Source organism: Kitasatospora sp. NPDC029367, assembly GCF_055569135.1.
Window position 1 is genome coordinate 31,604 of sequence record NZ_JBVHYH010000008.1, and the last position, 19,151, is coordinate 50,754.

The 19,151-nt window shown below is 72.7% G+C and carries 16 protein-coding genes and 1 tRNA gene; 9 read left to right on the forward strand and 8 right to left on the reverse strand.

Annotation, left to right across the window (positions count from 1 at the left end; genetic code table 11):
- Window positions 1–59: 59 nt before the first annotated feature.
- Window positions 60–812, reverse strand: coding sequence for a GOLPH3/VPS74 family protein (locus tag ACZ4W5_RS07020; RefSeq protein ID WP_465653441.1), 753 nt, complete (start codon window positions 810–812; stop codon window positions 60–62).
- Window positions 813–1,109: 297 nt separating this feature from the next.
- On the opposite strand from ACZ4W5_RS07020, the gene ACZ4W5_RS07025 reads away from it, so the two are divergent.
- Together ACZ4W5_RS07025 and ACZ4W5_RS07030 are read left to right on the forward strand one after the other, a co-directional pair.
- Window positions 1,110–3,587 (forward strand): D-alanyl-D-alanine carboxypeptidase family protein, encoded by a 2,478-nt coding sequence (locus ACZ4W5_RS07025; protein ID WP_465653443.1) that lies wholly within the window; start codon window positions 1,110–1,112, stop codon window positions 3,585–3,587.
- Window positions 3,588–3,735: 148 nt separating this feature from the next.
- Window positions 3,736–3,808: transfer RNA gene (locus tag ACZ4W5_RS07030), tRNA-Arg, on the forward strand.
- A gap of 110 nt (window positions 3,809–3,918) precedes the next feature.
- Here the strand turns inward: ACZ4W5_RS07030 and ACZ4W5_RS07035 are convergent.
- On the reverse strand, window positions 3,919–4,722 hold the full coding sequence (locus ACZ4W5_RS07035) for a phosphatase PAP2 family protein (RefSeq protein WP_465653445.1): 804 nt from the start codon (window positions 4,720–4,722) through the stop codon (window positions 3,919–3,921).
- Between the two features lie 424 nt (window positions 4,723–5,146).
- Between ACZ4W5_RS07035 and ACZ4W5_RS07040 the strand changes: the two genes are divergently transcribed.
- Window positions 5,147–6,133 carry a sigma-70 family RNA polymerase sigma factor gene (locus tag ACZ4W5_RS07040; protein ID WP_360245727.1) on the forward strand — a complete coding sequence of 329 codons (987 nt, stop codon included), beginning with the start codon at window positions 5,147–5,149 and terminating at the stop codon, window positions 6,131–6,133.
- Window positions 6,134–6,422: 289 nt separating this feature from the next.
- Window positions 6,423–8,009, forward strand: coding sequence for a glycosyltransferase family 87 protein (locus ACZ4W5_RS07045; RefSeq protein WP_465653447.1), 1,587 nt, complete (start codon window positions 6,423–6,425; stop codon window positions 8,007–8,009).
- Between the two features lie 22 nt (window positions 8,010–8,031).
- Here ACZ4W5_RS07045 and ACZ4W5_RS07050 read toward each other — a convergent pair whose 3' ends face one another.
- The 3 genes from ACZ4W5_RS07050 to ACZ4W5_RS07060 form a co-directional block, all read right to left on the reverse strand.
- Window positions 8,032–9,066: an alanine racemase gene (locus tag ACZ4W5_RS07050; protein ID WP_360227577.1), complete on the reverse strand. Its 1,035-nt coding sequence runs from the start codon at window positions 9,064–9,066 to the stop codon at window positions 8,032–8,034.
- A 13-nt stretch (window positions 9,067–9,079) separates the two neighbouring features.
- A complete protein-coding gene (locus ACZ4W5_RS07055) occupies window positions 9,080–10,198 on the reverse strand; it encodes a lipid II:glycine glycyltransferase FemX (RefSeq protein ID WP_350506554.1) in 1,119 nt (372 codons plus the stop codon).
- A gap of 168 nt (window positions 10,199–10,366) precedes the next feature.
- Window positions 10,367–10,666, reverse strand: a complete 300-nt coding sequence (locus ACZ4W5_RS07060; RefSeq protein ID WP_030059643.1) for a hypothetical protein — start codon at window positions 10,664–10,666, stop codon at window positions 10,367–10,369.
- A gap of 318 nt (window positions 10,667–10,984) precedes the next feature.
- Here ACZ4W5_RS07060 and rpsF point away from each other — a divergent pair, with 318 nt between their 5' ends.
- The 4 genes from rpsF (at window position 10,985) to rplI (ending at window position 12,760) form a co-directional block, all read left to right on the forward strand.
- A complete protein-coding gene (gene rpsF / locus ACZ4W5_RS07065; RefSeq protein ID WP_188298654.1) occupies window positions 10,985–11,275 on the forward strand; it encodes a 30S ribosomal protein S6 in 291 nt (96 codons plus the stop codon).
- Window positions 11,276–11,371: 96 nt separating this feature from the next.
- Window positions 11,372–11,980, forward strand: coding sequence for a single-stranded DNA-binding protein (locus tag ACZ4W5_RS07070; RefSeq protein WP_402485143.1), 609 nt, complete (start codon window positions 11,372–11,374; stop codon window positions 11,978–11,980).
- Window positions 11,981–12,059: 79 nt separating this feature from the next.
- The gene (gene rpsR, locus ACZ4W5_RS07075) at window positions 12,060–12,296 is read left to right on the forward strand and encodes a 30S ribosomal protein S18 (RefSeq protein WP_030059640.1); all 237 of its coding nucleotides are present in this window, start codon (window positions 12,060–12,062) and stop codon (window positions 12,294–12,296) included.
- 17 nt (window positions 12,297–12,313) lie between these two features.
- Complete coding sequence (rplI, locus tag ACZ4W5_RS07080; RefSeq protein WP_360227569.1) at window positions 12,314–12,760, forward strand: 50S ribosomal protein L9; 447 nt, start codon at window positions 12,314–12,316, stop codon at window positions 12,758–12,760.
- A gap of 89 nt (window positions 12,761–12,849) precedes the next feature.
- Here rplI and ACZ4W5_RS07085 read toward each other — a convergent pair whose 3' ends face one another.
- The gene (locus ACZ4W5_RS07085; protein WP_360227566.1) at window positions 12,850–14,199 is read right to left on the reverse strand and encodes an MATE family efflux transporter; all 1,350 of its coding nucleotides are present in this window, start codon (window positions 14,197–14,199) and stop codon (window positions 12,850–12,852) included.
- Between the two features lie 457 nt (window positions 14,200–14,656).
- Between ACZ4W5_RS07085 and dnaB the strand changes: the two genes are divergently transcribed.
- Entirely contained in the window at window positions 14,657–16,279 is a 1,623-nt protein-coding gene (dnaB, locus tag ACZ4W5_RS07090) for a replicative DNA helicase (protein WP_465653451.1), read from the forward strand.
- Window positions 16,280–16,340: 61 nt separating this feature from the next.
- Here dnaB and ACZ4W5_RS07095 read toward each other — a convergent pair whose 3' ends face one another.
- A complete protein-coding gene (locus ACZ4W5_RS07095; RefSeq protein WP_360227563.1) occupies window positions 16,341–17,549 on the reverse strand; it encodes a GNAT family N-acetyltransferase in 1,209 nt (402 codons plus the stop codon).
- Window positions 17,550–17,710: 161 nt separating this feature from the next.
- Complete coding sequence (gene manA, locus ACZ4W5_RS07100) at window positions 17,711–18,919, reverse strand: mannose-6-phosphate isomerase, class I (protein ID WP_465653454.1); 1,209 nt, start codon at window positions 18,917–18,919, stop codon at window positions 17,711–17,713.
- Between the last annotated feature and the right edge of the window lie 232 nt (window positions 18,920–19,151).

Below are 19,151 nucleotides of genomic sequence, written 5' to 3' on the forward strand. Positions count from 1 at the left end.
GGACGACCTGTCGGACGTATGGTCCGGGTTGTCGCCCGGTACGGGGCCGGGGGTCCGGGTCAGCGCACCCCGACCCGTGGTGCGGGGACCCGCCCGCCCGGGGCCCGGCCCGTGGCACGGGCACCGGAGCGCCCGGAACCGGCTCCGGCTGTGGCCCCGGAACCCTGGGATGAACGGTTCTGCTGCGCCGGCAGGCCGTTCTGCACGTCCATCACGGCGTGCGCGACCATCCCGCCCAACGGGTCGTACCGGATCAGATCGCGCAGCCGCGACCGTGAGGACCGGCCCTCGTTGCCCGGGTACAGGTGCTTGCCCAGCCCCACCGAGTGGGCGAGGGCCGCGAGCGCGGCCGTCCGCGGGTCCGGCGGCACGCCGGTGCGGATCGCGGTGTCCAGTCGCTGCTTGATCGCGGCGTTGGTGCAGTCGTCGGACGCCTGGTACCGGGTCGTCGGCAGTACCCCGCACACCTGTCCCGGCACGGCCGTGACCATGCCGCAGCGCTCCAGGTGCGCCAGGTACGTCTGTCGCAGCCCCAGCCGGGGCCCGCCGATCCAGTGCGCCGCGCGGACCGGACTGCCGCGTCGGCGCAGCAGTTCCAGTGCGTGGTCGAGGGTCGGGTCGCCGGTCGGCCGTGCGAGCACGACGGCGATCCGGTCACCCTCCGGTACGATCCGTCCGGCCAGGGACAGCTCGACGAGCTGGGCCCCGGCGAGTCCGAGGTCGAGGGTCTGCGGCTGCGCCGTGGTACCCGTGGTCGGGTCCAAAGCGAGCAGCAAGAGTTCCTCGGGAACAGTTCTGCGGCTCTTGCCCATCCAAGCCTCCCCGCGTGGATGAGAGACAGGGTGACGCCTCTCACACGGGCTTGTCGAGTACGCCTCCGAATCGTGACCTTGCGGTGAAGGCGCGGAACCGGCGGCCTCGGGCCCGGCGTCTGACCCTCGAACAGACCGCGTTGCGGCCGTGCGGCGGCAATAAGCGCCGGTCGGGCGGGGTGTGCGCGGCCGGACGGCCGTCGGTGGCGGAGACTGTACAGGTACACGGGGCGGGGCGTCGGCTTCCCGAAATCGGGTCTGCCGGTGCCCCGCCGGGCGTTGAGGAGGCTGGGATACGTGGGCGAGTCCCCCGACAGGGTGCTGAGGGACGGCGAGCGGGAGCGGGACCGCGAGCGCGAACGGGCGGGCGCGGCGGCTGCCGGGGAGTCAGCCGGGGAGTCAGCCGGGGCTGTCCGGCCCTCGGCCGACGCCTCGACCGAGGTTGCTGCCGACGCGTCCGCTGACGCCTCGCCCGCTGCCGACACCGCTACTGGTACCTCTGCCGACACCGCTGCCGGCTCCTCCGTCGACGCGCCGAAGGCGGGCGCCAAGGGCGGCCCGACGGTGGAGCTCCGTGTCCGGGATGTGGACAGCCGGACGACCACGCTGCGGCTGCCGACGGACGACCGGACCACCGCCCTGCGGCTGCCGGTGGACAACCGGACCACCGCCCTGCGGCTGCCGGTGGACAACCGGACCACCGCGCTGCGACTGCCGGACGAGCTGCGCAAGCCCGCGGACAAGGGCGGCTCCGACGACGGCGCACAGAAGGAGAAGGACGCGCCGGAGGCCGACGGCGAGCAGGGGAGCGCCGAGCGGCCGCCCGCCGCCGACCCGCGTCTCGCCATCCGGACCGCCGCAGCGGCGGAGCCGGCCGACGGTGAAGCCGACGAAGCCGACGAAGCCGACCGGCCCGATGAGGCGGCGAAGGCCGCGAAGGCCGCGAAGCCCGCAGGATCCGAGCAGCCGGAGAGCGCGAAGCGGGCGGAGGCCGGGAAGGCCGACACGCCCGACGACGCCACCGCCTCCGCCGCCGGGAAGGCCGACGCGCCCGGGACCCTCGGAACCTCCGAGACCCCCGACACCCCCGACACCACCGCGCCCGTCGCACTGACCGGGAACGGGCAGCCCGGTCAGCGGCCGGGCGGGGCGGGGCAGTCGGGCCGGTCCGGGAAGCTGGAGAAGCCCGCGCCGCTCCGTACTCCCGCAGCCCCGGCGGCGGCGCCCGCCGCCGGTACCGTCCCCGAGCCCCCGGAGCCCGCTCCGCTGCCGGAGCCGGACCCGGCCCCCGAACCGCTGCCCCGGCCCGCCCCGAAGCCGGCCCCCACCCCCACCCCTCCGCCGACACCGCTGCCCGAACCGGACCGGCGCCCGGTGCCGCCCGTCCCGCCGCTGCCCCGGCCCGAGCCGCTGCCCTCCCAGCAGGTGCCGCCGCGGCCGGCGCCCCGGCCGGAGCCCGAGCCCGAGCCGGAGCCCCAGCCGCTGCCCTCGCCGGAGAACACCGCCGAGGCGATGGAGGTGCTCGCCACCCTCAACGCCCGCCCGGTCTCGCCGCTGCGCCGCGCGCTCAAGCGGATCACCATCTGGACGGCCTTCCTGGCCGTGGTGCTCGGCGTGCTCGTGGTGGCCCAGCTGCTGCGCCCGCTGCCGGACCCGAAGATGCGGATGACGACCGCGGGCAGTTTCAGCTTCGCCGGTGACCAGTTGGACCTCGCCTGGCCGGCCAAGGGCCAGTCCGCCGCCGAGGTGGTCGGCGTCGGCAGCCTGGGCAGCTCGGGGCAGGAGACGCCGGCCCCGATCGCCAGCGTCACCAAGGTGATGAACGCCTACCTGATCCTGCAGAAGTACCCGCTCAAGAAGGGGGAGAGCGGCCCCAAGATCAAGGTCGACAAGCAGGCCGCGCAGGAGTCCGGCAACGCCGACGAGTCCCGGGTGACCCTCGTCGAGAACCAGGAGCTCACCGAGTACCAGGCGCTGGAACTGCTGATGCTGCCGTCCGCCAACAACGTGGCCCGGCTGCTCGCCCGTTTCCACTCCGGCTCCGAGGACGCGTTCGTCAAGCAGATGAACGACACCGCGGCCAAGTTCGGCATGACCAACACCACCTACGCCGACCCGGCGGGCTTCAACGCGGATACCAAGTCCACCGCGAAGGACCAGCTCAAGCTGGCCGAGCAGGTCATGCAGGACGAGATCTTCCGGCAGATCGTCTCCACCCCGGACACCACGTTCAACAACGTGAAGATCCCCAACACCAACAACCTGATCAACCCGAAGACCGGCGTCATCGGCGTCAAGACCGGCTCCAGCACCCCGGCCGGCGGCTGCCTGATGTGGGCCGCGTACAAGGAGATCGGCGGCGTGAAGCGGCTGATCCTCGGCGTCACCCTGGGCCAGCAGGCCACCGGCCCGAACGTCGGCGACGGCATCCTGCCGACCGTGCTCAAGGTCAGCGGCAAGCAGATCCAGGCCGCGCAGAACGGGCTGACCGGCCAGACCGTGGTGAAGAAGGGCGACGTGGTCGGCAGCGTGGACGACGGCCTCGGCGGCAAGGTCGCGGTCGTCGCCACCAACGACCTCGTGGTGCCCGGCTTCCCGGGCGTCACCGGCACCGTCACCCTGGACCCGTCCGCGTTGGGCCACAACGAGAAGGCGGGCAAGGAGGTCGGCACGCTGCGCGTGGGCGCCGGCGACAGCCGGACGGAGGTCCGGGTGGCCCTCCAGAGCGACCTGAACCCGCCGTCCATCGAGTCCCGCCTGCTGCGCCTGCTCTGACCCTCCCGGCGCGGGGGGGAGCCGGGCCCGCCCGACTCCCCCCGCGCTGTCCCCCCGTCAGACCCCGGCATCCCCTCCTCCCGGTCCGCCACCCCCGGCCGACCCCAGATCCGGTACGCTGTGAACGGCCTGGTCACCGACCGGCCACGCCTCAGTAGCTCAGGGGATAGAGCACGGCTCTCCTAAAGCCGGTGTCGCAGGTTCGATTCCTGTCTGGGGCACATACAGAACCGCAGTTCGCAGGCCCTCCGCCCACCCGGGTCGGAGGGCCTGTGGCGTTCCCGCGGCCTCCGTACCCTCGGTCCTCCGGCGCTGCCCGCCAGGGGGCGGATCAGCGGACCGGACCGTCCAACTCACTGTCCTCCAGCGGCCCGTCGGCCTGCGGTGCCCGGACGGACGGCACGATGACCCGCTGGACCCTGGGCCTGGTGCGCCAGTTGACCCGGCGGACGTCCCGGGCCAGGGCGCCCGGCCGCCAGATTTCGATCACGGCCGTCACGGCGCCGAGCACGGCGCCGGCGGCCAGCCAGCCGGCCAGCACGTCGCTGGGCCAGTGCACCCCGAGGGCGGTCCTGGTCCAGCCGATGGTCAGCACCGTCACCGCGGCCACCACGCAGGCGGCGGTCCGGCCGCGTCGGCCGACCCGGTACCAGAGCAGGCCGACCAGGACGGCACAGGAGATCGCCGAGGCCATGGCGTGCCCGGAGGGGAAGGCCGGACCGCCCGCGTGCGACACCGGGTCGGAGAAGGCGGGCCGCTGCCGGCCGACGGCCAGCTTGAGTGCCCACTGGGCCGCCCAGCCGACCAGTGCCTGGGCGGCCACCCAGCCGGCCAGCACCCGGGCGCCGATCAGCAGGAGCCAGGCGGCCGCGCAGCCCAGCAGGATACGCATCGTGACGGGGCCGCCGATGTCGGAGAGGGTCTGCACCGCGGCGGTCCAGATCCGGTGATCGCGGGCGTAGGAGTGCAGTCCGTCGATCCAGTCCTGGTCGAACTCGTGCAGGGGGCTCCAGCGGCTCGTCACCAGTGTCGCCAGAAGGCCGAACAGCGCGGCGCAGCCCAGCGCGACCGACGCGTCCCGGAGGAGGCGGCGATGACGCACGGTGACGGGTCTCGTGCTGTTGGTCAGGTGCATGCCTGACACCTTCCCAGTGCGCTGCGCCGATCGGGAGCTGGAGTGATAGCGATTCGGCATCATTTGTGCGGAGGACCTGCGTGCGCCGGGGGGCGGGCGCGGGCGGAAGTCGGGGGCGCGCGGGAACGTCCACGAGCGTTCGCCTGTTCAACCAATGGGCGACGGTTGCGTGTGCGGGCGGTGAAGAAGCGCTCCACGAGCGGTCGCGAACGGGCACTCGAGGTGCCCGGGCGGTCACCGAGTGTCCAGAACCGGGGTGAAAACCGGCAGGATACTGCATCCCGAGGAAGAATCTGAACGACTTGGGAATGTTGTCCGGAATCTGTTCGTTGGATCGTTACGTGTGAGCCCCTGGGGGCCCGCACTTCTTGCCCTCCAGGGGGCAGGCAGGCAGACCTCGGCAACACCAGCAAAGGGAGCAAGCATGGCCACCCGTGCCGTCGTTCGCGACAGGGCCGACCGGACTCGCGCGGCCCGCCCGACCAACCTTGAGGCCGACCGTGACCTGGTCGGTATGTACCTCGACGAGATCGCCAGGACGCCCCTGCTCGATGCCGCCGAGGAGGTCGAGCTCTCGCTGCGGATCGAGGCCGGTGTGTACGCCCAGCACCTGCTGGAGGAGAGCGAACTCCCCGACGGTCAACTCCCCGACGGCGTCACGCGCGAGGAGCTGGAGGTGATAGCCGCCGACGCCGAGCGTGCCAAGGACGTCTTCATCCGCTCGAACCTCCGCCTGGTGGTGGCCGTCGCCCGGCGCTACCCGCGCAGCGGCCTGCCCCTGCTGGACCTCATCCAGGAGGGCAACGCCGGCCTGGTGCGCGCCGTCGAGAAGTTCGACTACGCCAAGGGCTTCAAGTTCTCCACCTATGCGACGTGGTGGATCCGGCAGGCGATCACCCGCTCGATCGCCGACCAGTCCCGGACCATCCGGCTGCCCGTGCACCTGGTCGAGGAACTCGGCCGGATCCGCCGGGTGCAGCGGGAGAAGTCCAAGGAGCTGGGCCGCGAGGCGGAGCCGGCCGAGATCGCGGCCGAGCTGGACACCACCGAGGCCCGGATCAAGGACGTGCTGGACTGGGCGCGCGACCCGGTCAGCCTCAACATGTCGGTCGACGACGAGGGCGAGACCCAGTTCGGTGACCTGGTGGAGGACACCGGGGCGACGTCCCCCGAGGACGCCGTGATGGTCATGCTCCGCCGTGAGGAACTGGACGATCTGATCGGGCGGCTGGACGACCGCACCGCCTCGATCATCCGCTCCCGGTACGGCATGGAGGACGGCCGCGAGCGCACCCTCACCGAGGTGGGCAAGCAGCACGGCCTCACCCGCGAGCGGATCCGGCAGATCGAGAAGCACGCCCTCGCCGAACTGAAGAAGATCGCCGACCATGCGGGCTTCGAAGCCGCCTGACGGCCGGCGGCCGAGGTCGACCACCCGGGCCCGGGGGGGGGGGGGGGGGGGGGGGGGGAGGGGGGGGGGGGGGGGGGGGGGGGGGGGGGGGGGGGGGGGGGGGGGGGGGGGGGGGGGGGGGAACGGGGGGGGGGGGGGGGGGGGGGGGGGGGGGGGGGGGGGGCCTCTCCCCCCCCCCCCCCCCCCACCGCCGTTTCGTCACGATTCGCCGCGCGCGCCCCTCCCGCACCGCCGGACCATCGCGGGGTCCTCCTCGTCCCGGCGCATCCGGTGCGGCAGGATGTCCGGCATGACGTCGAGCGATCGTGACGAAACCGGCGGCCCGGACGGGCCCGGCGCCGCCGCAGGGACCACCCCGGCAGCCGTCGCCACGGCCGCGCCGCCGGCCAACACCGTGGTCGTCCCGGCCGACGAGGACCGGGTGGCGGCAGCCGGCAGCGAGGTGTTCGGCGGCCCGCCCGGCCGACGGGCGCTGCTCGGCGTCTCCTGGTGGATCCCGGTGCGGGTGCTGGCCCTGGTGGTGATCGTGGTCTCCGCGCTCGGCATGGTGCACAACCTGCCCTGCTACGACCAGGCCTGGTTCCAGCCGGGCTCGCCGCAGTACATCCACGCTTGCTACAGCGACGTCCCGCACCTGTTCTCCGGTCGCGGCTTCGCGGCCGGGCTGCACCCGTACGTGGACCGCATCCCCGGCACCACGGGGGACCTCCAGTACCTGGAGTACCCGGTGCTGACCGGCCTGTTCATGCAGGTCGCGGCCTGGCTGACGCCCGGCGGTGGCACCGAGCAGGCCCAGGAGCAGTGGTTCTGGGCGATCAACGCCGGGCTGCTGATGGCCTGCGCGGTGGTCGCCGCGGTCGCGCTCTCGCGCACCCACCGCCGCCGCCCCTGGGACGCGATGCTGTTCGCGCTCTCGCCGGTCCTGCTGCTCAACGGCACGATCAACTGGGACCTGCTCGCGGTCGCCCTGGCCGCCGTGGCGATGGCCTGGTGGGCCGGCTCCCGGCCGGGCTGGGCCGGGGTCTTCATCGGCCTGGCCACCGCGGCCAAGCTCTACCCGCTGCTGCTGATCGGCCCGCTGCTGGTGCTCTGCTGGCGGGCCGGCAAGTGGCGCGAGTTCCGGGTGGTGCTCGGCGGCGCGGTGGGGGCCTGGCTGGTGGTCAACCTGCCGATCATGCTGGCCAACTGGCAGGGCTGGTCGACGTTCTACGTGTTCAGCAAGCACCGGGGCGAGGACTACGGCTCGTTCTGGCTGATCCTGATGCAGCAGCGCGGCGTGGGGCTGGCCGACCTCGACCTCTACATCGGCGTGCTGATGGTGCTGGGCTGCGCGGCCATAGCGTGGCTCGGCCTCTCGGCGCCGCGCCGGCCGCGGTTCGCGCAGCTGGCCTTCCTGGTGGTCGCGCTGTTCGTGCTGGTCAACAAGGTGTACTCGCCGCAGTACGCGCTCTGGCTGCTGCCGCTCGCGGCGCTGGCCCGGCCGCGCTGGCGCGACCTGCTGATCTGGCAGGCCTGCGAGGTGCTGTACACCCTGGGCATCTGGTCCCACCTGGGCTTCGTCACCGGGCCCAAGCAGCACGGCATCGGCGAGAACTGGTACCACTTCGCGATCGCGCTGCACCTGCTCGGCACGCTCTACCTGGTCGTGCTGGTGGTCCGGGACGCCCTGTACCCGGACCGCGACCCGGTCCGCTGGGACGGCACCGACGACCCCTCCGGCGGGGTGCTGGACGGCGCGCCGGACGCCTTCGCGCTGGGCACCGCCCGGCGGCTGGAGGAGGAGCGGAGCTACGCCGGACACGCGTCGGCCGGCTCCTTCGAGCAGTGGCTGGACGAGCCACGGCAGTCGGAGCCGGCCGAGGAGAAGCAGCGGTAGCGCCCGGGGGCCGCCGCACCTTCTAGCGGTCCACCACCCGGTCGAAGTGGGTGGTGGTGTGCCGGACCTGGAGGCCCAGCTCCTCGCCGATCGCGGGGGGCGCGGTCTCCCCGTCCAGGAACAGCAGCGAGACCTGCATGTGCGGCGGCTCGGCGAACCAGAGCTGCTTGCCCGCCCAGTGGAACGGCGACTTGGTCTTGTTGACCGTCGCCAGACCGGCTCGGGCGATGCCCTTGGCGCGTGCGCCCATGCTGGCCACGTACTTGGGGGCCTCCAGGCCGATGCCGTGCGCGGTGCCGCCGGCGACCACCAGGATGTGGCCGTCGGTGGGCGCCGGGTGCTGGCGGTAGCCGTAGCGCTCGCCCTTCTTGAGCGGGGTGACGTCCAGGACCGTGGCCCGGACCTCCAGCGCGCCGTGGTCGCCCAGCCAGAGCCGGGTGCCGATCCGGGCCCGGAACACGGTGCCCGGGTAGCGCTGGGCCAGCTGCTCCATGCCGGCCGCGCCCAGGTGGCTGACGAAGACGGTGTGCACCGGGATGCCGGCCGCCAGCGCGGTGTCCACCCAGTACACGACCTCCTCGACCGGGCTGGAGCCGTCCGGCCGGTCCATCGGCAGGTGCAGGGCGAGGCCCTCGAAGGAGACGCCGTCCAGCTCGGCGGCGACGGTGCGCAGGTCGGCGGCGCTCACGCCGTGCCGGCGCATGGTGGTCATGCACTCCAGCACCACCCGGGCGCCGTGCAGCGAGCGCAGCGCGTCCACGCCGGCCACCGTGCGGATCACCCGGGCGTGCGGCAGCGGGAGCACCTCCTCGCCGACCCGGTAGGGGGTGAGCACCAGCAGCTCGCCGCCGTACCACTCGGCGGCGTCGGCCGCCTCGTAGGCGGTGCCGACGGCCAGCACACCGGTGCCGAGCAGCGTCGCCTCCTCGGCCAGCCGGTGGTTGCCCAGGCCGTAGCCGTTCCCCTTGGCGACGGGCACCAGGCCGGGGAACTCGGCCAGGACGGAGCGCTGGTGCGCGCGCCAGCGTTCGGTGTCGAGGTAGAGCGACAGCGTCATCGGGGCAGCCTCCTCAGCGGCGGGACATGTAGAGGTCGAGGGCCTTGTGCAGCAGCTTGTTGAGCGGGAAGTCCCACTCGCCGAGGTACTCGGCCGCCTGGCCGCCGGTGCCGACCTTGAACTGGATCAGACCGAACAGGTGGTCGTTCTCGTCCAGGGTGTCGCTGATGCCGCGCAGGTCGTACACGCCGCCGCCGAGGGCGTAGGCGTCGCGCATCATCCGCCACTGGATCGCGTTGGACGGCTTGACCTCGCGCTTGTGGTTGGCCGAGGCGCCGTAGGAGTACCAGACGTGCTCGCCGACCACCAGCATCGTGGTCGCGGCCAGCGGCTCGCCCTCGTGGTAGGCGATGTAGAGCCGCATCCGGTTCTGGTCCTCGGCGGTGAGGGCCTGCCACATCCGCTGGAAGTAGGACAGCGGGCGCGGGGTGAACTTGTCGCGCTCGGCGGTGACCAGGTAGAGCTGGTGGAAGATCGGCAGCTCGTCGTAGCCGCCCTGGTACACCTCGACGCCGCTCTTCTCGGCCTTCTTGATGTTGCGGCGCCAGAGCTGGTTGAAGTTCTTGTGGATGTCGTCCAGCGAGCGGTTGGCCAGCGGCACCTGGAAGACGTAGCGCGGCTGGACGTCGCCGAAGCCGGCGCCGCCGTCCTCGCCCTGCAGCCAGCCGGCCTTGCGCAGCCGGTCGGCCACCTCGAAGGCGCGGGCCTCGTACCAGTCGGCCTCGACGTCGCGCAGGCGCTTGGCCTGCTTGGCGGCGATGGCCTCCTTGATGGTGGGGGCGTTCCAGCGGCGGATGACGATCGGCGGGCCCATCTTCACCGAGAACGCGCCCTGCGACTTGAGGTGGGCGAGCATCGGGGAGAGCCAGCGGTCGAGGTCCCGGTCGAACCAGTCGATGACCGGGCCCTCGGGCAGGTAGGCGAGGTAGCGCTTGACCTTGGGCAGCTGGCGGTAGAGCACCAGGCCCGCGCCGACCAGCTGGTTGGCGTCGTCGAACCAGCCGATCGACTCCGAGCGCCACTCGGCCTTCACGTCGCCCCAGGACGGCACCTGCATGTGGCTGGCCGAGGCACGGCTCCTGATGAAGGCGAGGTGCTCCTCGCGGGTGATCGTCCTCAGGCGCAGGCTCATTGCTCGGTGCTCCTCGTCGGTCGGGCTGCGGTGGCCCCAGGTTCTCGGGCTCGACCCTATCGTCCGGGGCCCGGCCGCCCGGCGCTGCGGGCACGACGGCGCCCCCGGCGGGTACCTGTCTGATGCAGATACGCGACGGGGGCGCCGAGGGTTCCTGGAGCTGGGTGTTCAGCCCCACAGGCCGCCGCGGGCGATGCCGAGGTAGAAGCCGATCGCGGAGGCGCCGAGCGTGATCATCAGGACGAAGCGCTCGGCGGTGGTGACCGAGACGAACATGCCCCACAGGCCGGTGACGATCCCGGCCAGGCCGGTCCACGAGGTCAGCAGGTGCAGGTTGTAGAAGAACGAGGTGGTGAAGGCGATCACGCCCAGCACGGCCGTCAGGGCCACCAGGGTGTTCTCGCGGGGGTGCGGGTGGCCGTCGGTGTTCAGCGTGAGGGCGGGCATGCGGTGGACGGACTGGGCCATGAGTCCCACCTCCTGGCGTGGAGACGAACGGGCAGGAATCCCGTTCCGTCCAGATTGCGGCGGCCTCGTCCGTCTCACAACCCCTGTGCGTTTTGTTCGGCCGTCCGGGTGCAGGTAGGCTGTGCCGTCTGCACTGGTGTAGTTGTGCCCCCTTGCGCCCTCTTCCGGGTGACACCCCTGGCGGGTGTACGGGGCCCGATTGTCCGACCCGGCCGCTACCGTGGGCCGGAGTCGTCACCGCACCGGTGCCGACGCTACGCACAACCCTCCTGCCACGGAGAGACCGTGGCCGCTGAGTCCAAAGGAGGTGGGTTACTCATGCGTCACTACGAGCTGATGGTCATCCTCGACCCGTCGGTCGAGGAGCGCGCTGTCTCCCCCCTGATCGAGTCCTTCCTGGCCGTCGTCCGCAACGCCGGCGGCAAGGTGGAGAAGGTCGACACCTGGGGTCGTCGCCGTCTGGCTTACGAGATCAACAAGCAGTCCGAGGGCATCTACTCGGTCATCGACCTCAAGGCCACGCCTGAGGTCGTCAAGGAGCTCGACCGCCAGCTGGGCCTGAGCGAGTCGGTTCTGCGGACCAAGGTCCTGCGCCCGGACACCCACTGAGCCACCTCTGAGGCCTTCGGGTCTCGGGTAGCTCGCGTCCGCTGTTTCACGTGAAACAGCGGTGAACGGACATCTTCCCGAGAGGTCATCACCACCATGGCAGGCGAGACCGTCATCACCCTCGTCGGCAATCTCGTCGACGACCCCGAGCTGCGCTTCACCCCGTCGGGTGCGGCGGTCGCGAAGTTCCGCATCGCGTCCACCCCCCGCACCTTCGACCGTCAGACGAACGAGTGGAAGGACGGCGAGAGCCTCTTCCTCACGTGCAACGTCTGGCGGCAGCCGGCGGAGAACGTGGCCGAGTCGCTGCAGCGCGGCATGCGCGTCATCGTGCAGGGCCGACTGCGCCAGCGGTCTTACGAGACCAAGGAAGGCGAGAAGCGGACGGTCTTCGAGGTCGAGGTCGACGAGGTGGGTCCGAGCCTGCGCTCGGCGACCGCGAAGGTCACCCGGGCCAACCGGTCCGGCGGTCCCGGCGGCGGCTTCGGCGGCCAGCAGGGCGGCGGCCAGGGCGGTAGCTGGGGCGGTGGCAACGGTGGCGGCCAGCAGGGCGGCGGCAGCTGGGGTGGAAACTCCGGCGGCGGCCAGTCCGGCCCCTCCGACGACCCGTGGGCGTCCAGCGCCCCGTCCGGTGGAAACCAGGGCGGCGGCGGCTGGGGCGGCGCCCCGTCCGGTGGCGGCTACTCGGAAGAGCCCCCGTTCTAAGAGCTGACAGATTTCGTGCGGCCCGGCCGCAGGCGTCCCCGGACGCCGGTCGGGCCGTGAACCCCAAATGGAGCACACCATGGCGAAGCCGCCTGCTCGCAAGCCGAAGAAGAAGGTTTGCGTCTTCTGCAAGGACAAGGTCAACTACGTTGACTACAAGGACACGAACCTGCTGCGGAAGTACATCTCCGACCGCGGAAAGATCCGTGCCCGCCGTGTCACCGGCAACTGCACCCAGCACCAGCGTGACGTCGCCACGGCCGTGAAGAACAGCCGTGAGATGGCGCTGCTGCCCTACACCAGCACCGCGCGCTAAGAGAGGGTGACCGAGTAATGAAGATCATCCTCACGCACGAGGTTCCGGGTCTCGGCTCCGCCGGCGAGGTCGTCGAGGTCAAGGACGGCTACGCCCGCAACTTCCTGGTCCCGCGTGGCTTCGCCATCCGCTGGACCAAGGGCGGCCAGAAGGACGTCGACGCGATCCGTCGCGCCCGCAAGATCCACGCGATCCAGACCCTGGACGCGGCCAACGAGGTCAAGGGCAAGCTCGAGGGCGTCCAGGTCAAGCTGGCCGTTCGCTCGGGTGACGCCGGCCGTCTGTTCGGCTCGGTGACCCAGGCCGACGTCGTCGAGGCCATCAAGGCCGCCGGCGGCCCGGCCGTGGACAAGCGCGCCGTCGCGATCGCCTCGCCGATCAAGACCGTGGGCACCCACAAGGTCTCGGTCAAGCTGCACTCGGACGTCGTGGCCAACCTCGACGTCGCCGTCGTGGCTGCCTGAGTTCCGTAGCACCGGCTGAGGGCCGGACTCCCCCCGGGGAGTCCGGCCCTCGGTCGTTCCCGGGCCCCCTCGGTCGTTCCCGGGCCCCCTCAGCCGCGCACGGCTCCGGTGACCAGCCAGCGGCCGCCGCGGGCGCGGGCCACCAGGAAGACCGCGCGGACCAGCATGAACAGGTTCATCGCCCACCACAGCCCGGCCAGTCCGGTGCCGGTGGCCGGCACCAGGAACGCGGCCGGGGTGAACACCGCCAGGGTGGCGAGCGCCGCCCGGGCCAGGTAGGGGCCGTCCCCGGCGCCCATCAGCACGCCGTCCAGCACGAAGACCAGGCCCGCCACCGGCTGGCTGAGCGCGAGCAGCAGCAGGGCCGTGTGCAGCTGCCCCTGGACCACCGGGTCGGGGGTGAACAGCGGGACGTACAGCGGGCGGGCGAGCACCACCAGCAGGCCCAGCACCACCCCGGAGCCCAGGCCCCACTCGACCATCCGCCGGGTGGCCGCGCGGGCGCCCGGGACGTCCGAGGCGCCCAGGTAGCGGCCGATGATGGCCTGGCCGGCGATCGCGATGGCGTCCAGCGCGAAGGCCAGGAAGCTGAACAGCGTCATGGCGATCTGGTGCGCGGCGACCTGGTCGTCGCCCAGCCGGGCGGCCACCGCGGTGGCGATCATCAGCACCGCGCGCAGGCTGACCGTGCGGACCAGCAGCGGCCCGCCCGCCCTGGCCCCGGCCCGGATGCCCGCCGCGTCCGGCCGCAGCGAGGCCCGCTCCCGGCGGGCGCCGCGGACCACCACGACCAGGTAGACCGCGGCCATCCCGGTCTGGGCCAGCACGGTGCCCCAGGCCGAGCCGGCCACCCCGAGCCCGGCGCCGTACACCAGGCCGGCGTTCAGCCCGATGTTGGCGGTGAAGCCGCCGACGGCCACCAGCAGCGGCGTACGGGTGTCCTGGAGGCCGCGCAGCACGCCGGTGGCGGCCAGCACCAGCAGCATCGCCGGGATGCCCAGGGAGCTGATCCGCAGGTACGTCACGGCGTACGGCGCCGCGGTCGGCGAGGCGCCCAGCAGTTCGGCCGCCCGGGGAGCCAGCAGCAGGGTGAGCAGGACCACCGGGACGGCCAGGCCGACGGCGAGCCAGAGCCCGTCGACGCCCTGCTGGACGGCGCCCCGGCGGTCCCCGGCGCCGATCCGGCGAGCCACCGCGGCGGTGGTGGCGTAGGCGAGGAAGACGAACACCCCGGTGGCCGTGGTGAGGGCGGCGGAGGCGACGCCGACCCCGGCGAGCTGGGGGGTGCCGAGGTGGCCGACGATCGCGGAGTCGGCCATCAGGAACAGCGGTTCGGCGACCAGGGCGCCGAAGGCGGGCACCGCCAGGGCGAGGATCTCGCGGTCGTGGCCGCGTGCGTCGCGGGTGCGTCTGGAGGGCTCGGCGGGGGCGGTGCTCATGCGCTCCAGGGTACTCATCCACAGGTAAGAGGCCAATGGTCCTGTCAGTCATTACTCGAACCTGTGGGCGGCGCGCTCCGGCCGGTCCGCGCCCACTGCCGTTCGGCGGTGTGTGAAGAATTTCTCATGCACAGGTCCCGAACGAGGTAATCGCAGGTCAGCAGGTTGACGACGGATCGATCGTCCGGTTATCCACAGGAGCTTCCACAGGGGTGTCCACAGCTTTGCGGCAGTTCTCCACAGCCCGGAGCCAGTCGTCCACACCCCCTGTGGATAACCGCCTTGGCGCGAGGGCGTCCGGCGCCTTAGCGTGGGCCCTCCACCCGACACTCCCACCGGCCCCGGCGTCCGATTTGTCGGTGCCGTGGCGTACAAAGAGGAGCGGCTCCGCTCGCTCCACCCAGCCACCGGCAAGGCCCGCTCCAACTTCGCACCACTCGCTGATCGGGGAACACGCGTGACCGGCCCCCAGTACGACGACCACGACGCCCCGCCGCCGGAGGAGGACTGGCAGCCCGCCGAGGACCCCTTTCCGGCCGGCGCCTTCGACGACGCCCCGTTCCCGGACGGTCCCGGCGACCGGCTGCCGGTCTCCCGCAACCGCGGCGGCCAGGGTGGCGGCGGGGGCCAGGGCGGCAACCGGGGCGAGGGCTTCCGCAAGGGCGGCGACTTCAACGGCAGGGGCGGCAAGAACGGCAAGGGCGGCGGCGGCCGGGACGACCGCCGGGACGACGAGGGCCGCGGCGGCGTCGACGGCTTCGAACGCGTCCCCCCGCAGGACCTCGCGGCCGAGCAGTCCGTGCTGGGCGGCATGCTGCTCTCCAAGGACGCCATCGCCGACGTGGTCGAGGTGCTCAAGCCGGCCGACTACTACAGGCCCGCGCACGAGATGGTGCACGGCGCGATCCTCGACCTGTACGCCCGCGGCGAGCCGGCCGACCCGATCACCGTGGCCGGCGAGCTCACCAAGCGCGGCGAGCTGCAGCGGGTGGGCGGCGCCGCCTACCTGCACACCCTGGTCAACTCCGTCCCGACCGCGGCCAACGCCGAGTACTACGCCCAGATCGTCGCCGAGCGCGGGGTGCTGCGCCGGCTGGTCGAGGCCGGCACCCGGATCGCCGGCATGGGCTACGCCGCCGAGGGCGACGTGGACGAGATCGTCAACGCCGCCCAGGCGGAGATCTACGCCGTCACCGAGCAGCGCACCAACGAGGACTACGCGCCGCTGGCCGACATCATGGAGGGCGCCCTCGACGAGATCGAGGCGATCGGCTCCCGCAACGGCCAGATGTCCGGCGTGCCGACCGGCTTCGCCGACTTCGACGCGCTCACCAACGGGCTGCACCCCGGCCAGATGATCGTCATCGCGGCCCGCCCCGCGATGGGCAAGTCCACCCTGGCGCTGGACTTCGCCCGGGCCTGCTCGATCCACCACAAGCTGCCGAGCGTGATCTTCTCGCTCGAAATGGGCCGCAACGAGATCGCCATGCGCCTGCTCTCCGCCGAGGCCAGGGTCGCGCTGCACCACATGCGCTCCGGGAACATGACGGACGACGACTGGACGCGGGTCGCCCGCCGGATGCCGGACGTCAGCGAGGCGCCGCTGTTCATCGACGACTCGCCGAACCTGTCGATGATGGAGATCCGGGCCAAGTGCCGCCGGCTCAAGCAGCGCAACGACATCAAGCTGATCGTCATCGACTACCTCCAGCTGATGCAGTCCGGCGGCTCCCGCCGGGCCGAGAACCGTCAGCAGGAGGTCTCGGACATGTCCCGTAACCTCAAGCTGCTGGCCAAGGAGCTGGAAGTGCCGGTCATCGCGCTGTCCCAGCTGAACCGTGGTCCCGAGCAGCGCACCGACAAGCGGCCGATGGTCTCCGACCTGCGCGAGTCCGGCTCGATCGAGCAGGACGCCGACATGGTCATCCTGCTGCACCGCGAGGACGCCTACGAGAAGGAGTCCCCGCGCGCGGGCGAGGCCGACCTGATCGTCGCCAAGCACCGTAACGGTCCGACCGCGACCATCACCGTCGCCTTCCAGGGCCACTACTCGCGCTTCGTCGACATGACCCGGGACTGACCCCCGGCCCCCGGCCCGCTCCCGGTGCGGAACCGGATTCGGGGCGGGCGGGGGCGGCCGGTCAGAACCAGGACAGGCAGTGCGGCGGGCGCTCGGTGCGGAACAGGGCGTCGGCCAGGGCGGCCGCCTCCGGTCGGTGGGCCCGGACGTGCCCGGCCCGCACCAGCGTGCTCACCGGGGTGCCGCCGAGGTAGACCGCGCCCAGGTCCCGCACGTCCAGCGAGAGGTCGGGCTCCCGGTCGGTCGGGACGCAGGTGGCCTCGCCGCCCCGGACGGTCAGCAGGTGGCGGGCGCGCTCGCCGAGGAACGGGTCGTCCACGTCGAGGACGAGCTCGCCGTCGGCGGACCAGCCGCGCGCGGTCAGCGCCCGGGGGACGTCCAGCAGCCGGACCCAGAGCCACTCGGTGCTGTTGCCCACCTGGGCGGCGCCGAAGTCCGCGAGCTGCCAGCGCAGCGGGTGCTCGGCGGTGAAGTGCTTGAAGACGACCTGGTCGACCAGGTCGTGCCCGAGCAGGACCCGGGACAGGGCCGAGGTGACGGCGTCGTCGACGGCGATGGTCTCGTCCACCATCAGGGTGCCCCCGTCCAGCGAGTAGCTGGCGTAGCCGTCCGGGGTGCCGTCGGCGTCCCGGTGGAGGGCGATGTAGCGCGGCGCCGCGGAGACCGGGGGCTGCCCGGCGTTCAGGGCCCACCAGCGGTGCGGCCGGGACAGCGCGCCGGGCCGGGCACGGCGGTAGCGGTCGTAGAGCTCCTCCAGGAGGTCCCGGCAGTCGGCGCGCCGCAGCACCTCGACCGAGCCGGTGTCCGTGCCGCCGGCCCTCGGGGCGGCGAGGACGGCCCGGTGGCGCGGCACCGTGAGCCGCCCGGTGTACGTCGCCGGGCCGTAGCCGAACCGGCCGTAGATCGAGGCCTCGGAGGCCAGCAGCACGGAGAGGAACTCCCCGCGGGCCCGCAGGTCGGCGAGTTGGCGCCGCATCATCGCGGTCAGCACGCCCCGGCGGCGGTGGGTGGGCAGGACGCCGACGAAGCTCACCCCGGAGACCGGGGTGAGCGCCCCGCCGGGCAGGGTGAGCTCGAAGGAGTACGCGCCGGCGGTGCCGACCGGACGCCCCTCGGCGGTCTCCGCGAGCAGGCAGCGCTCCGGTTCGATCGCCGACCACCAGAGCCCGCCGCCGTCCTCGGCCGGGGTCTCCGGGAAGCGGCCGAACGCGGCGTGGACGGTGTCGACGAAGACGTCGAGGTCCTTCTCGGTCGTGGAACGGATTTCCATCGTTGCTGTGCTCTCCCCTGGGTACGGCCCGCGCTTCGTGGGCCGCCGGACAGTCCAGCCGTGACCGGCGGGCGGAGCAAACGAATTTCGACCGGCCGTGGCCGAGCCGGTGCGAAGCCGGTGCGAACGCGGTGCGGGGGAGGGGCAGGTGCGGCGGTGGATCAGACGGTGACGGTGGCCCGGAAGAGGGTGGCGCCGGTGCCGGAGAGCCGGGTCGGGGTGCCGGTGGCGGGCAGGAAGGCGGACTGGCCGCGGGCGAGGTCCAGCACGGCGCCGTCGGCGGCGGTGAGCCGGACGGCACCCTCGGTGCAGAGCAGGATCTGCGGGGTGCGGCCGTCGATCTCCCGCCGCACGCCGTCCAGTTGGAAGCGGGACAGCCGGAACTCGTCGATCGGGACGGGGTAGAGCTGCTCGCCGGGGGTGCCCTCGACCGGGACGGGGTGCACCACCTCGGGGGCACCGGGTTCAAAGAGCACGACCTTCAACAGTTCCGGGACGTCGATGTGCTTGGGGGTGAGCCCGGCCCGCAGCACGTTGTCCGAGTTGGCCTGGAGCTCCACGCAGACGCCGGACAGATAGGCGTGCGGCACCCCGGCGCCCAGGTAGAGCGCCTCGCCGGCCCGCAGCCGGACGTGGTTGAGCAGCAGGCCGGCGATCACGCCGCGGTCGTCCGGGAAGTCCTTGGCGATCCGGGCGTACGGGGCGTGCGGGCCGTCCGGGTCGGTGCCGGCCAGCGCGGCGACGGTCTCCCGGACGGTCCGCCCGGCGGTCTCGTCGTCCATGGTGAGCAGGGTGGCCAGGGTGCGGCGCAGCGCCTCGGCCTCGGCCTCGGCGCCGCCGTCCTCGCCGACCGCCAGCAGGGCGATCAGCGGGTCCAACCCGGGCACCCCGAGGGCGGCCATCAGCGCGGCCGCCTCGGCGGGCCGACGGAAGCCGCACAGACCCTCGAACTCGCCCAGCGCGCACACCATTTCGGGCTTGTGGTTGTCGTCGCGGTAGCTCCGCTCGGGGGCGTCTGGCGCGATGCCGAGGGCGTTCTCGGCGGCGAAGCCGGCCCGGGCCTGCTCCGTCGTGGGGTGGGCCTGGATGGACAGCGGGATGCCGGCGGCGAGCACCTTGAACAGGAACGGCAGGCTCGGCCCGAACCGGGCCACGCTCGCCGCGCCGAGCTCGCCCTCCGGATCGGCCGCGATCAGCTCGTCCAGCCGGCGCGGGCCCTCGCCGCGGTCGGCCCGGGACGGGTCGCCGGGGTGGGCGCCCATCCACAGCTCGGCCTGCGGTTCTCCGGTCGGCTCCTGGCCGAGCAGCTCGGGCAGGGCCGTGAGCGACCCCCAGGCGTACGGGCGGACGGTGTTGACGAGCCTGTCCATGCGCGCGGTCCTACTCCTTCGCTGACGGGGCTGCCCCGGACGTCCCGGGTCGGGTCGGCGGTGCGGGCCCGGCGGTGCGGGCGGTCCGGGCCCGGGCAAGGGCATCGACCCTAGCTGACCTGGGTCGCCCGCGGGGAAACGGCGGGTATCAGGTGGGACTGCCGTGGTCCGAGCGGTGGTTCCCGGGCGCGGTAGTAGAATGCCAGGACGCAGTATTATCCGCCCCCCGCAG